Source organism: Vagococcus fluvialis (genome assembly GCF_048815235.1).
Taxonomy (GTDB): Bacteria; Bacillota; Bacilli; order Lactobacillales; family Vagococcaceae; genus Vagococcus.
Window position 1 is genome coordinate 59,572 of sequence record NZ_JBMEAO010000018.1, and the last position, 12,979, is coordinate 72,550.

The 12,979-nt window shown below is 31.9% G+C and carries 15 protein-coding genes and 1 other RNA gene; 9 read left to right on the top strand and 7 right to left on the bottom strand.

The window, feature by feature from the left end; all coding sequences use genetic code 11:
• Positions 1 to 117: 117 nt before the first annotated feature.
• The 5 genes from ACODH8_RS12005 to ACODH8_RS12025 all read left to right on the top strand — a co-directional run bounded on the left by ACODH8_RS12005 (position 118) and on the right by ACODH8_RS12025 (position 5,476).
• On the top strand, positions 118 to 891 hold the full coding sequence (locus ACODH8_RS12005) for an ABC transporter ATP-binding protein (RefSeq protein WP_332464312.1): 774 nt from the start codon (positions 118 to 120) through the stop codon (positions 889 to 891).
• Complete coding sequence (locus tag ACODH8_RS12010) at positions 863 to 2,974, top strand: ABC transporter permease (protein ID WP_332464311.1); 2,112 nt, start codon at positions 863 to 865, stop codon at positions 2,972 to 2,974. Before ACODH8_RS12005 ends, ACODH8_RS12010 begins: the two co-directional genes overlap by 29 nt.
• An 86-nt stretch (positions 2,975 to 3,060) precedes the next feature.
• Positions 3,061 to 3,426, top strand: a transfer-messenger RNA (tmRNA) gene (ssrA, locus tag ACODH8_RS12015).
• Between the two features lie 444 nt (positions 3,427 to 3,870).
• Complete coding sequence (locus tag ACODH8_RS12020) at positions 3,871 to 4,812, top strand: N(5)-(carboxyethyl)ornithine synthase (RefSeq protein ID WP_332464310.1); 942 nt, start codon at positions 3,871 to 3,873, stop codon at positions 4,810 to 4,812.
• 283 nt (positions 4,813 to 5,095) lie between these two features.
• Positions 5,096 to 5,476 carry a TIGR02328 family protein gene (locus tag ACODH8_RS12025; protein ID WP_332464309.1) on the top strand — a complete coding sequence of 127 codons (381 nt, stop codon included), beginning with the start codon at positions 5,096 to 5,098 and terminating at the stop codon, positions 5,474 to 5,476.
• Positions 5,477 to 5,583: 107 nt separating this feature from the next.
• On the opposite strand, the gene ACODH8_RS12030 is transcribed toward ACODH8_RS12025, so the two are convergent.
• Positions 5,584 to 5,715 carry a hypothetical protein gene (locus ACODH8_RS12030; protein WP_332464308.1) on the bottom strand — a complete coding sequence of 44 codons (132 nt, stop codon included), beginning with the start codon at positions 5,713 to 5,715 and terminating at the stop codon, positions 5,584 to 5,586.
• 208 nt (positions 5,716 to 5,923) lie between these two features.
• Positions 5,924 to 6,073: a hypothetical protein gene (locus ACODH8_RS12035; protein WP_332464307.1), complete on the bottom strand. Its 150-nt coding sequence runs from the start codon at positions 6,071 to 6,073 to the stop codon at positions 5,924 to 5,926.
• 252 nt (positions 6,074 to 6,325) lie between these two features.
• On the opposite strand from ACODH8_RS12035, the gene ACODH8_RS12040 reads away from it, so the two are divergent.
• The 3 genes from ACODH8_RS12040 to ACODH8_RS12050 are packed head-to-tail and all read left to right on the top strand — an operon-like array spanning position 6,326 to position 8,570.
• A complete protein-coding gene (locus ACODH8_RS12040; RefSeq protein ID WP_332464306.1) occupies positions 6,326 to 7,039 on the top strand; it encodes a phage replisome organizer N-terminal domain-containing protein in 714 nt (237 codons plus the stop codon).
• Positions 7,039 to 8,289 (top strand): DnaB-like helicase C-terminal domain-containing protein, encoded by a 1,251-nt coding sequence (locus ACODH8_RS12045; protein ID WP_332464305.1) that lies wholly within the window; start codon positions 7,039 to 7,041, stop codon positions 8,287 to 8,289. The genes ACODH8_RS12040 and ACODH8_RS12045 overlap by 1 nt, the downstream gene beginning before the upstream one ends.
• Complete coding sequence (locus tag ACODH8_RS12050) at positions 8,286 to 8,570, top strand: hypothetical protein (protein ID WP_332464304.1); 285 nt, start codon at positions 8,286 to 8,288, stop codon at positions 8,568 to 8,570. Before ACODH8_RS12045 ends, ACODH8_RS12050 begins: the two co-directional genes overlap by 4 nt.
• A gap of 48 nt (positions 8,571 to 8,618) precedes the next feature.
• Here the strand turns inward: ACODH8_RS12050 and ACODH8_RS12055 are convergent, their stop codons facing one another.
• The 3 genes from ACODH8_RS12055 to ACODH8_RS12065 all read right to left on the bottom strand — a co-directional run bounded on the left by ACODH8_RS12055 (position 8,619) and on the right by ACODH8_RS12065 (position 9,575).
• The gene (locus ACODH8_RS12055; protein ID WP_332464313.1) at positions 8,619 to 8,924 is read right to left on the bottom strand and encodes a DUF898 family protein; all 306 of its coding nucleotides are present in this window, start codon (positions 8,922 to 8,924) and stop codon (positions 8,619 to 8,621) included.
• 15 nt (positions 8,925 to 8,939) lie between these two features.
• A complete protein-coding gene (locus ACODH8_RS12060; protein ID WP_332464303.1) occupies positions 8,940 to 9,095 on the bottom strand; it encodes a hypothetical protein in 156 nt (51 codons plus the stop codon).
• A 126-nt stretch (positions 9,096 to 9,221) separates the two neighbouring features.
• Positions 9,222 to 9,575 carry a hypothetical protein gene (locus ACODH8_RS12065; RefSeq protein WP_332464302.1) on the bottom strand — a complete coding sequence of 118 codons (354 nt, stop codon included), beginning with the start codon at positions 9,573 to 9,575 and terminating at the stop codon, positions 9,222 to 9,224.
• Between the two features lie 136 nt (positions 9,576 to 9,711).
• Between ACODH8_RS12065 and ACODH8_RS12070 the strand changes: the two genes are divergently transcribed.
• Positions 9,712 to 10,143 carry a GNAT family N-acetyltransferase gene (locus ACODH8_RS12070; RefSeq protein ID WP_332464301.1) on the top strand — a complete coding sequence of 144 codons (432 nt, stop codon included), beginning with the start codon at positions 9,712 to 9,714 and terminating at the stop codon, positions 10,141 to 10,143.
• A 389-nt stretch (positions 10,144 to 10,532) separates the two neighbouring features.
• On the opposite strand, the gene ACODH8_RS12075 is transcribed toward ACODH8_RS12070, so the two are convergent.
• A complete protein-coding gene (locus tag ACODH8_RS12075) occupies positions 10,533 to 11,741 on the bottom strand; it encodes a hypothetical protein (protein ID WP_332464300.1) in 1,209 nt (402 codons plus the stop codon).
• A 16-nt stretch (positions 11,742 to 11,757) separates the two neighbouring features.
• Positions 11,758 to 12,645: an ABC transporter ATP-binding protein gene (locus tag ACODH8_RS12080; RefSeq protein WP_332464299.1), complete on the bottom strand. Its 888-nt coding sequence runs from the start codon at positions 12,643 to 12,645 to the stop codon at positions 11,758 to 11,760.
• Positions 12,646 to 12,979 lie beyond the last annotated feature (334 nt).

Here is a 12,979-nt window from a genome sequence, read left to right on the forward strand (position 1 = left end):
ATAATATTATTGTTTCATGAAGGTGACAGCCTTGTAAGAAAACTGTCATCATAGGCTATACAACAATCAAAAGTTATCTAGTAAACTGTAGATAATAAAAGAAGGGAGGAACTTATCATGTCAATTATTACATTAGATAAAGTTTCCAAAATATATCAAGGTGTGGTTCCTTACGAAGCCTTAAAGAAAATTGATTTAGCAGTGGAAAAGGGAGAGTTTCTAAGCATTATGGGACCTTCAGGAAGTGGAAAAACAACGCTTTTAAATATTATTGCAACGCTAGATAAACCAACAAACGGTCAACTTGAAATTAATGATAAAAACATTTCAACGATGACCAAAGACCAACTTAGTTTATTCCGTTTGAAAAAAATCGGTTTTGTGTTCCAAGATTTTAATTTGTTACCACCATTGACTGTTATGGAAAACATCATGTTGCCATTAACATTAGATAATAAATCAGCTTCTGTCATGAAAATTAAGGCAGAGCAGTTGATGAAAGATTTAGGAATTTCACACTTAGCTAACAATCGAATTCATGAAGCTTCAGGTGGAGAAAAGCAGCGAATTGCGATTGCTAGGGCATTAATTAACGATCCTGATATTATTTTAGCTGATGAACCAACAGGAAATTTAGACTCGAAAGCTGCAGGAGATGTGATGGCTATTTTGTCAGAAGTTAATAAAGAACGTGATGTAACAACGATTATGGTAACTCATGACCCAATTTCTGCTAGTTATTCAAATCGAGTGGTTTTTATTAAAGATGGGCAATTTTATAATGATATTTATTGTGGTCAGCATCGCGAGTTATTCTATCAGAATATTTTGGATGTCTTGTCACATTTAGGAGGGACGAATCATGAATTTCAATCAACTCGTCTTTCGTAATGTTATTAGAAATGGGCGTGACTATTTAACTTATTTTTTTAGTAGTTTATTTTCAGTGATGGTTTTCTTTGTGTTCTCATTGCTTTATTTCCACCCTGATTTAGGTGACCGGTTAAGTGGTAGCAGTGCTAGTATGTCTGAAATGGCTAACTTCGGGATTCAAGTGTCAGAAGTTGTGATTGCTATTATGTCATTTGTTTTTCTATGGTATGCATTTAATACGTTTTTAAAGGGTAGAAAAAAACAATTGTCGGTGTATTTAACCATTGGAATGTCTCAGAAAAAACTGAAAAAAATGATTTTGTATGAGAATTTATTACTAGGCTTTAGTTCCATCTTGTTGGGAACGATTACGAGTTTAATTTTTTCAAAATTAATTTTACTTGTTTCTCAAAATATTTTAGCGATTGATGAGGGATTAGCCTTTTATTTTCCGATTAAAGCAATTGGCTTAACTTGGTTAGTTTACGGGGTTATTTTTATCTTAATTTCTATTTTTACAGTCTTTAATTTGAGAAAGTTAGACTTTACAGAAATGAAATTTAGTAATGACGATATTGTGGCTGAACCTAAAACAAGCCTTTTCTTAACCATTTTAGGTGTTATCTTCATTTTAATCGGTTATGGTTTAGCTTATCTATTTGCCTTGTCAATGGGTGGCATCTTGATGATGAATGTCGGACTAGAAACCTTAATCGCTTGTGTGTTAATTACGATTTTAGGGACCTTCTTATTCTTTAAATATGCTAGTATTCGCATTTTTCGTTCTTTAAAAAAGCGCAATATCTTCTTTAAAAATGGCAATATGTTAACCATTAGTAACTTAATGCAGCGGATGAAAAGTAATGCGATGATGTATTTCTTAATCTCAATTGTTGGTGCCGTAGCTTTTGTGGGAATTGGTGTTTCAAAGGCCGTTGGTGGGTATGAGTTTGGTAGTACTCAAGGGGATTCTTTTGCGGTTGTTATACAAGAAAACTATGGGAATCCAACTGATAAAAGCAAAAAAATGTATCAAGAACGAATCAAAACAGTAGAAGATATGATTCAAAAAGCAGGTTATCACACTTTATCTCAAGAAGTTACACCTGTTGAGTTGTGGTTAGAGCCCAGTGGTGAGGATGGCCTGAACTATATAAATGTCATTAGTCAAAGTCAAATCAATGAGATGCTGACTTTTATGGGGAAAGAACCTATTCAATTAGCTGATGATGCGTCATTTTTACGACTAGTTAGTAGTAATTCAGAATTAAATGCTGTTAAATCAAAAGATTTAGAAGGAACCACTTTAGATCAAAACATTATTTATTATGAAGAGGATAAAGAAGAAATCGTGCCTATTGAGGTTACTTTCTCAAGTATTCAATTATCCTTATCTTCTCGTCCTAATTTGACAGTAACATCTGATAAAAAATATGAAGAGTTACTTAAACGTCAATCATATGAATACAGTCCGATGCAATTAATTCATTTCAATGAATGGCAAGAAGATAAAAATTTAAATAATGAGATTATTAACTATTTAAGCGAACAAACCAAATCGCATACAGATAAAATGGAGAATTATTTTAAGAGTATTGATAAACAACCAGAAGAAGACTTATCTGATAAAGAAATTAAGGATATGTTAGATTTAGAAGCTGAAGGCGTAGTTTTTTCAACTATGTACAAAACGTGGATGGATACGAAGCAAAAGAATGGCACGATTCTATTAATCAGTGTGTTACTAGGCTCAGTATTCTTTACTTTCTCATGTAGCATCATTTACTTTAAACTATTTGGTGAATTAGAAAAAGACGGAAAATACCATCGTTCATTGCATATTCTAGGTGTGCCAGAAAAACGCCGCCGAAAAATGGTAACAACAGAGATGCTTATAATGTTCTTTATTCCGTTTGTTATCTCAGCACTGCATTTTATTGCAGCAATGAGTGCTTTAAGATTAATGATTGAGTTGCCTGTTGCTGTCTATATGTTCCAAATATTAAGTGTTTATATTTTCTTCCAAGTGTTATTTTTCTTAATCTGTCGTCGTCAATATTTAAGAAATCTAAACAAATACGCTGAAAATATTAAAAGATAACAAATTAGAATCCTATTCTTTGTAGAATGGGATTCTTTTGTTTGAAAAACAATAACTTTATGTTATACTAAATGAGTTAAAAATAAGGGGGCGTTATGGATTCGACAGGCATAATTGAGCTTGAATTGCGCTTCGTAGGTTACGTCTACGTAAAAACGTTACAGTTAAATATAACTGCTAAAAACGAAAACAATACTTTCGCTTTAGCTGCCTAAAAACAGCGAGTGAAGATCCTCCCGGCATCGCCCATGTGCTCGGGTAAGGGTCTCAAAATTAGTGGGATACATTAAACTTTTCCGTCTGTAAAGTTTAAAAGAGATTATCAGACTAGCGATGCTTAAGGCCGGTTGTGTGGCATAGGGCAAAGCGAATTTTAAATAGCATAACTATAAGCGTAGAAGTTTAAGTGGCAATGTGTTTGGACGCGGGTTCAAATCCCGCCGCTTCCATCTTATTTTAGAGTTGAAAACAGCCAGTCGTTACTGACCATACAGTAGCGACTGGCTGTTTTTTTGTCTAAATGTTGGTGAATCAATATTTGTAGTATTTTTGTTTTTTTTATTTAAAAACTGTATTTCGTTATTTTGGGGTATGTTTTACCTTGGGGGTATTCAAAGGGTATTCAAAGGGTATTCAATTTCTCTTAAATATGAAAAAATATCATCAGAAAATAAGTAATCATCAGGTGATTAAATAACAAATAGGGAGTCTATGAAATCATTCGATTTTTCAGCTAGTTGCTCTCTTGCTGCTGTTGAAATAGGTGGATAGATACCATTGTTCGTTGAACATGGACATGAGCACGTTGTCGCTTGTGGTAATGGTGCGTAATAAAGCGTATACTTGTAATAGATGCTACGTTACTAATTGGAATATCATACAGAGAGGGAAATATTATGAAACTAGGTTTTATTAAATCCAGTTTTCCAAATGAACAGAGAGTATCATTACTTCCAAAACACATTAAAGATTTTCAAAATGATATTTTTGTTGAATCAGGTTTTGGTGACAGTTTAAATATATCGGATGAAGAATACAGAAAAAAAGGAGTCACGATATTAGAAAGAAGCGAAATATTTTCAACATGTAAAGCTATATTTTCTTTAAAGCTAATACAACCAAGTGATTATGAATACATTCGAGATAATCAAATTATTATAGGGTGGACACATCCCAATGGTTCTGGAAAGTCTTTTATGATAAATCAGGCGATTCCCAAAAAATTAGTTGTTGTTGATTTAGATAATAAAAAGCCAACAGTATTTTATGATGGAAAAGAATATCAACCAAAATGGATACCAACAGATTTTATTTATCAAAATAGTTTTTATGCTGGGTATGCTGGGACAATTCACGCTTTAATAAGTTACGGATTATTTCCGACTAATGAAGAAAAAATAGCAGTGTTAGGTTCTGGAAATGTTTCTCAAGGCTCATTTCATGCGATATCTAAATTTTCTGATAACGTAAGAATGTTTTACAGAAAAACAATACCTGAATTTAAAGCGCAAATCGAAAAATTTGATATTATAATTAATGGAATAGATGTTGGTAGTGAAGGTGTGGCTATTATTACAAAAAAGGAGCGAAAAGTAATTAAAGAAGGTTGCTTGATTATTGATGTGGCTGCAGATGTTGGTAATACTATAGAAGATACAGATTTCACTACAATTGAAAACCCCATAAGATATGATTCTATAGATAAACATTATTTTTATGCTGTATCTAATACTCCTACATTAGTTTATAGAAATGTTAGCGAGATCATAAGTGAAATTTTTAGTAAGTATATATATTCTCCAAAAATTGAAATGATCTTAGATTTAATTAAGACGTAATTTTTAAGATACAATGTGTAAATTGAATACATTTGTGCTCGTGGTAATGAAGATTTTTAACCATGTTTATTTATGATTTAAAACTAACTTAATTATGATTTGATAGAGCTCAGGTTTTCTGTCTCTATCTTATTTTAGAGTTAAAAATAGCCAGTCGTTACTTAACCATACAGTAGCGACTGGCTGTTTTTTTGTATGAGGAACATTTTTTTAGTCTCTTTTAATTGCATGCATACTTTATAAAACTTATTATTAAGATAAGAAAAAATAGAAGGTGATGAAGATGCGATTATGGCATGAAAGCTTAATCAAGAATTTACCAAGACAACAATTATTAGGTCAGCATAGAGAATGTTGTGCGTTAAGAGGGAATGGGTGGGGGAAACCTCATAGTACTGTTAACTATGTGTTTGATTATACGCCAGTAGAATTATTTCAATATCATCAACAGGTTATGAATGAAATGAAAAACCGTGGATATAAACCAAACAGCGTATGGGAGAATCCTTTATATAGAGGATTGAAGTGTGATTCATTTGTAGCACTACCAGAAATAAAAGAGATTAAAATGCCTATTTATCCAGAACATAATGATGAGTACTTAACTGAATGTCTCGATAATTTACTTACTAAGAATATTGATTTGAGATCTTTATATAAATGAAAGCAATTATTGAAGAATAAATAACAACTTTTAATTCAACAAACAGTGTCTTGAATAACCTAAAAAAGTAACCTCACTAAGATTAGTTGAGGTTACTTTTTTGGCTATTAATCTTGTCTATGGTTTGTTTTTCTAGTCTTTCTTGCGTTTTTAATTCCATTAGTGACAGCTTCACGAATAATAAAATAAAGAATAAGAGCATAAAATAATGGTAAGACAAATGGCGTTACGTATATCATGAAACCCCCCCCTTTTAAAAAAGTATAACATTAATTTATTTTGGAATAAATAAAATTTAGTTATATAAACAAAAGAAGTATTCATGAAATTAATAACATCAGTTAATTTATTTTCTTTTTTAATCAAAAAAAATAAGCATCTACCTGTCATGGAAATAGGTAAATGCTCTCAGTAAGAATATGCAATATTCATTAGGTTGGTGACTCCTTATGCGATTTTTTGTAATTCAGTTACTGCGTTTTGAATCGTTGTACCTGTAGCGAATTTAGTCTCATCATTTTTAGAAAAAACGACAAATAGATTTAATTCAGTATCTAAAGTTACACGATATTCTAATTGTTTGTTATTGAATGTCATATACATTCTCCTTTCTGATGTTAATTAAAAGGCGACTTGATCAGTCATAACGAAATTCCTTACTTAATATACTACTTAATCATTTAAAAGACAAGAAATAACTTTTAATTTATTTTAAAAGTTAATATTTTCTTTACTTTTTTTTATGGCATTTTCATTAGAAATTAAAAAAGAGGTATAAATTTTCAATTTTTGTTTCGTTACTAATAGTAGAGGTAGCAATTATCATAACTTTGAAAGGGACGGGATAAAATGGCAGAAGCAAAGTGGATTAAGTTGGCGATTAATCTTTCAGATCACAGAAAGATTAAGCGAATTAGGAAGATGCCTGATGGTAATAGTTTAGTGTTATTTTGGGTGTTTCTTTTAACACGAGCAGGGGAGAGTAATCGTTCAGGTGGTCTATATTTAACGGAAGGTTTGGCTTATTCGGCTGAAGATTTAGCAGCAGATTTTGATTTTTCTGAAGAATTTGTGGAAGGAGCTTTATCAACTTTTGAGAAATACGGGATGATTCAACAATTTGAAAATGTCTATTTTATTAAAAATTGGGAAAACTATCAATCAACAGAAAGTTTAACAAAAATTCGTGAACAAAATCGGATTAGACAAGCTAATTTTAGAGCCAAGCAAAAGAGTTTAGCAAGTAGTAACGTTACGGATAACGTTTCAACTACACCAAGTAACGCAATAGATAAAGAATTAGATAAAGATAAAGAAATAGATAGTTATGGCGAACTTCAAAATGTTTATTTAACGAAATCTGAACTAAACAAACTTAAGCGAGAGTTTGAAGACTATGAAGAGAGGATTGACCAGTTATCTTTATACATTGGTTCAACCAATCGGCAATATAAAAGTCATTATATAACACTTTTATCATGGGCTAGAAAAAATACTAAGAAAATGCCGCAAACAAAGACTGAGCCACTAAATTATGTCGAAGTACCAGAGGAGTTTCGCTAATGATTAATGTGGCTATTGAGAGAGAAATTGTCAGTGAGTTACTTAGAGAACCAAAGTTAGTAACTGAAATTGATTGCCAAGCTGAGTGGTTTCTTGTGCCAATGTACCAAGAGTTATTTGTTTGTTTAGAGTTATTGAAAGGAGAAGCCAGTTCATTATTTGATATTTTTCATTTTTTAAAACAATTAAACCCTCATACGACAATTCTGTTTAAAGACCTTGTTGAACTTGAAAATAACGTCGTCACAACGAGTCAAATAAAATCTCACGTGCTTAGTCTTCATCAAGCGTTTTTAACTGTTTCTCTAAAGGAAGTGTGTCAACAAGGGACGACTAATTTATCTGATTCCATTAAAGAAGAGTTGAAAAGTTTGTTATCACAAATGGAGCGACTTACTGAATCAAAAGAAAGTGGCGATTTGGAGCAGACATTTCAGACCATTGATTACTCTTTAAACCATGATGGAGATAGTGGCGTGAAGACGTTTCCTAATTTAGATTACAAATTAGGTGGTGGTTTATATGGTGGCATGCTTGTGACAATTGGTGCTAGACCTGGAGTCGGAAAAACTGCTTTTGCTACGATTAATTTAGTTGAACAGGCGATTAAAAGAAATAAAGAGATGGCAGTGGATATTTTTACCTTAGAGATGAACAAAAAGGAGTTAGTGAATCGGTTTGTGTCGTTAAAAACAGGAATATCAACGAACGATTTAAGGCGACCCAATCAAGTTTTGTTAGAAAATGAAAAAGAAGCTGTTAAACAAACACTGGATGAATTGCGTGATTATAATTTAAAAGTTTTTGATACTGCTAGTACGATTCAAAGTATTAAAACTCATATCAAAGCTCGAATTTTTGACCATGGTAAGAAGCCGTACATGGCAGTGATTGATTATTTAGGATTGATTCGGATTAGTGGCGGGCATAAAGATCGTCGTCTTGAGATAGAAGCTATCACAAGAGAGTTAAAAATTTTAGCCAATGAACTCAATATTGTGATTGTTTTGTTGTCTCAACTATCTCGAGGAGTTGAATACAGACAAGATAAAACACCGATTTTAAGTGATTTAAGAGAAAGTGGTAGCATTGAGCAAGATAGTAATGTGGTGGCTTTTTTACATCAACCCGTGGATGGGAATCCAAGTCAAAAAGAGTTAGTGATTCGCAAAAATCGTGAAGGTACTTTGGGAATTCTACGCTTTCATTTTGATGGTGCTAAAATGTTATTTGAGCCGGTGTATCAATGAATTATCATGATTATATCAGTATTATGGAAGCTGAAGGATTAGAAGAAAGCGCTAGTGTGCAAACTTATTTAGCAAGTGCCAAGTATTGGCAACAAGCTATCAACAATCTCGCTTTATATGATAAAGAAACTCAAGCAAAATTAACGAAGCCTTTTACCGAATTAAAAATTCAAGAGATTCTTAGAGGAATTGAAATGGCTCGTTTTGAAAAGGACATGGGTTATAAAATCGAAGAGGAGTATGATGCTTTGATGATATCTTTAAGTGACATGCCGTTTTAATAAAAAAGCTTAAGTCCAAGTGAATATCACTTAGGCTTAAGCTTTTTCCTAATGTCTAAAATGGGTATGAGAAGTTATCCATTTCTCTAGTTTAATATGAACCCAAAAGCCGTAAATACCAAACGTAATAATTGTCAAAAACCACCACTTAATCCAATTACCAAATAACTGAATTGCGGTTCCATCAAAATACAAACGGCGACCATCAATAACTTTATGTTTGATTGACCAGTTGTATCTCATACAAATTCCCCAGGGCGCGCAGATTCCAAATGTTAAAACAGTGACAAGAAAAGCTAGTAATTGAGTACCTATGTAGCTTAGTAGGCCTCCATCGAAATACGATTTTCTGATAAATAAAAACTCCTTTTAATGATTATTGATATGTTCTCTTTTAGAAATTAATAAAGTAATAATGGCAACAATTGCTCCGACGAATCCTTTTTGCCAAGATTCGAAGACTAAAGTAAAGAGTAAGGCGAGAATAAAAATGTATAAATAATTGTTGGTGTTGAATTTGTACATAAAAACATCTCCTTATACTTTTTAGTAATCTCATAAGGGTGGTTAAAAAAGGTATTTATTACTTAAAGTATAGCACTTTTTTGTGAAAATAACACAAAAAAATCAAAATTGTGTTATTTTCTTTAGTTAATGTGTATGCAGTGGGATAATTTTTGTAGGCTCTTTTTCTTTTGGTTGGCTTTGATAAAGTCTTGCGAAACCTGAATCAAATAGATAGTCTTCTTGATGAGGACTTATCAGAAGTGTGTTTAAGCCGCTTTTCATTTGATACTCTGCTTGACTCTTTAAAAAAGTTTCTTTAAATAAAGAAAAAATGGCAGTATTTTCACAAGGATTAGGGGAGACGAGGAGTCGACCGTCATCAGATAAACGAACTTTAAAGCTCTTATTGAGTGGTGTCCATAGAAGTTGACACTCATGTTTTTTAGCTTGTACTAAGGTTACGTTGGGTTGTAATAAAATAATAAATAGTTTTTTCATGGAATCACCTCTTATCTAGTCTTTATATTATAAGAACGTTTGTTCGTTGTTGTCAAGAGAACAGAATAATTTTGTTTTTATTAATAGAATTTGTTAGGATAGTTCTAAAGTACAAGCTAGAAAAAGGAGTGATAATATGATAAAAAAAATAAGAAATTTATCCGGAGAAGCTTTAGAAGAAGTCAGTCATATTTGGTTGAATGCCAATATTAATGCTCATGATTTTATTCCAGAAAGCTATTGGTTAGAACATTTAGAAGAAGTCAAATCAATGTTACCTCAAGCGAGCATTTATACTTATGTGATAAATGACAAGATTGTTGGTTTTATGGGGATTATGGATAGCTATATTGCTGGGATTTTTATTGATTCAGACTATCAAGGTCAAAAAATTGGTCAAAAACTTTTGAATGAAGCAAAAGAAGATCACAAAGAGTTGTCTTTAGCTGTTTATGAGAAGAATGAGGGAGCGTATCGTTTTTATCTTCGTGAAGGCTTTAAAGTAACAGAAAAAGGGAACGATGAAGAGAATCAAGAAAATGAACTCATTATGATCTGGACAAAATAAAAAACCGTGTAGCTAATACTACACAGTTTTGTCTTCACCCATAATAAAAGTAAATGTTGGATTTAATTTCAACACATTTACCAATTTAGTTAATGTACTTGGTTGTTGTTTCATAAAAATAACCTCCTTAAAAATGATTCTAACAACATAAGGCGGTGAGTGAACTCACAATTTTGTATTTTATCTAAAAAAAATAAATTCGTCAAGTAATACAGAATAATGCCAAAGAGAGCCTGACATATTATGTCAGGCTCTCTTTGGTTTAGAATAGATTTAATATTGACCCCCATTGCGCATCAGAAATTGATTACGTCCCTTCATCTCATAAATCTTTCTATTTATAATTAAAGTATATTACTTATATTAGATAAAATCAATTGATAAGACTTTTAAATGTCTAAAAAGCTTAATTTTCTTATAATTTTCGATTTTTTGTTGAATAATGTGAATTCTGTAACGAACCATAAGCCAAGGAACCAAGCGAGTATTTTGAGTATTCCGAAGACTATGTAACTGGTAGGTATTGAGTCTCCTGGGAAAAAAGTTAGTAAAAAGATATTAGTTGAGAAAAGAATCATCCCATAAAAAATAATAAATACTTGCAGTAATCTACTGAATTGTGGAACTAAAATGGCTTCTCCCATACGTTCTAAAGAGATAGCTTGAAATAATTTACTACCTACAAATAAAAGAATGCTGGCTAAAAGGACAATTCCTAATAACGGCACGAGATTAATTTTATCAATAGATGTTTGAACCACAGGTAAAGCGTGCTCTAAAATGTTGTTGTCAACAGTCATAGGAGACGCGGCTTCATCCACAAAAATAGTTCGATAAATTGAGTCTAAATTAATCATGAAAGAAGAGAAACTGAAATAGATAATCCCAATCGTAGCAATTCCGAATAACCATTCTCCAAACAACATACCAATAAAACTACTAATGACAAAAAGAGCAATTAGCGTCAGCCAACCAGACAAAGTGGACATAAGCTGTTGGTGGAGAGAAATATTTAAAAATTCTGAAGGAATGAAAAAACGGTAGGCTAGTAATGATATCATTTTAGCTACTAATAAAGTACCAGCTAAAGTAGAGCCTACAATAATCATTTTATGCCAATAAATATCTTTTCTTCGGTATTTACTAGAAAATAAAGCTGCCGTAAATTGAGTTTTTAAGTCATATAAAAATAAAAGAACCCCTGTGACCATTACTATTACTAATAGAAATAAAAAATGCTCGTCGTAATAAGAATAAGAGTTATAAGCTAACTGATTAGCGTCAGTTATTGGATTAAAGATAGTCAAAGAATAATCTTTGTACTCTTTAAAGTTATCGGTGTAGATAGCATGTTCTTTTTTCAAATCATAATAGAGAAAAATATTGCCTGCTTGCTCGTCTTCAAAATCATAAGAATTTTTAAGTTGTTCATCAAAATCTTTTTGAGCAGCTGGTGTATTAAAATAAGTATAATTTGTTTTCCAAGAGGTAATGCCTGAAATCGTTTGAAACGTGTAGATACCTAAAATCAGTAAGATGAGAATGACTAAAGGTCCTTTGTATCGGTTGATGAGAATTTTTTTGAGAGAAGGATTCATCGTTTTCTCCTTTCTTTTAAATAAATAACTGGTAATCAGATTCGTCCGCGAATTGAGATGAGAAAATATCTTCTAACGTTAGAGGAACTTCCTCAAATAAAACAGGATTTAAACTAAGAATTTCTTCGTAAAGTTCCTCAGTCATTTTTTCAAAGACGGCAATTAAGACACGGCCATGAACTTGGATAATCTGACAATTATCTCTAACTACAGCTGGAATTTCTTTTTTCTGAAAGACCATTTGGAATTTTTTAGTCACTTCTTTTATGCCTTGTAAATCGAAATCTTTAAAAATGGTTCCTTCTTTTAAAATAATCGCATGGTCAATTAAATGTTCTAATTCCACCAAATTGTGAGAAGAAACAATGACTGAACATTGATTATAACTAACTTCATGAAGTAACAAATTAATCACTTTTTTCTTAATGATTAAATCGAGTCCATCAAAGGGCTCATCAAAGATATAGTATTTGGCTTGAGAAGAAAAGGCCAAAATCATTTTAAAAAGGGCACGATTACCTTTAGACAACTGGCCAACTTTTTGTTTAGGATCAAGCTGATACTTATTTAAAAGGCTCGCATATTTCTCAGAATCAAAAGAGCTATATAATTCTTTATATATTTTCTCAATTTTTTTTGGTGTTTGGTTATTTAGAAAATGAAACTGTTCATCTAAGTAAAATAACTGTTCTCGGTAAATAGAGTGGTCATACAGAGAATGTTGATCCACAAAAACATCACCGTGGTCCTTAATGTAAAGATTACTAATGGTTCGAAAGAGCGTTGTTTTCCCAGAACCATTGCGACCAATTAACCCAGTGATTTCTCCTAAATTTAGTTGGAAAGAAACATCTTCAATAATGGTTCTTCCATTAACACTCTTTTTTAAATCGACGACTCTCATTTATCAGCCACCACCTTGGAATCAAATTCATTTATCCAACTTTCTAATGTTTCTTGGGAGATATTGTGATAATGCATCTCTAAGAGCATTAATTGAAATTCTTGTTTAAGTTCGTTTTCTTTCATTGTGTTTGGTTTGTAATTTCGGATGTTTTTAACAAAAATGCCTTTACCAGGTAATACAATAATGTATTCTTCCTTTTCTAATTGTAGTGAACCCTAAAAGTTAGACTTTTTTGGAGTAGAGAAATCTACTCCTTTTTTATTGTCTTAAACTGCCATCTTAAGACGGAAATCAACAGGACACAGTCCACCTAATTTCATTTTTATCCGCT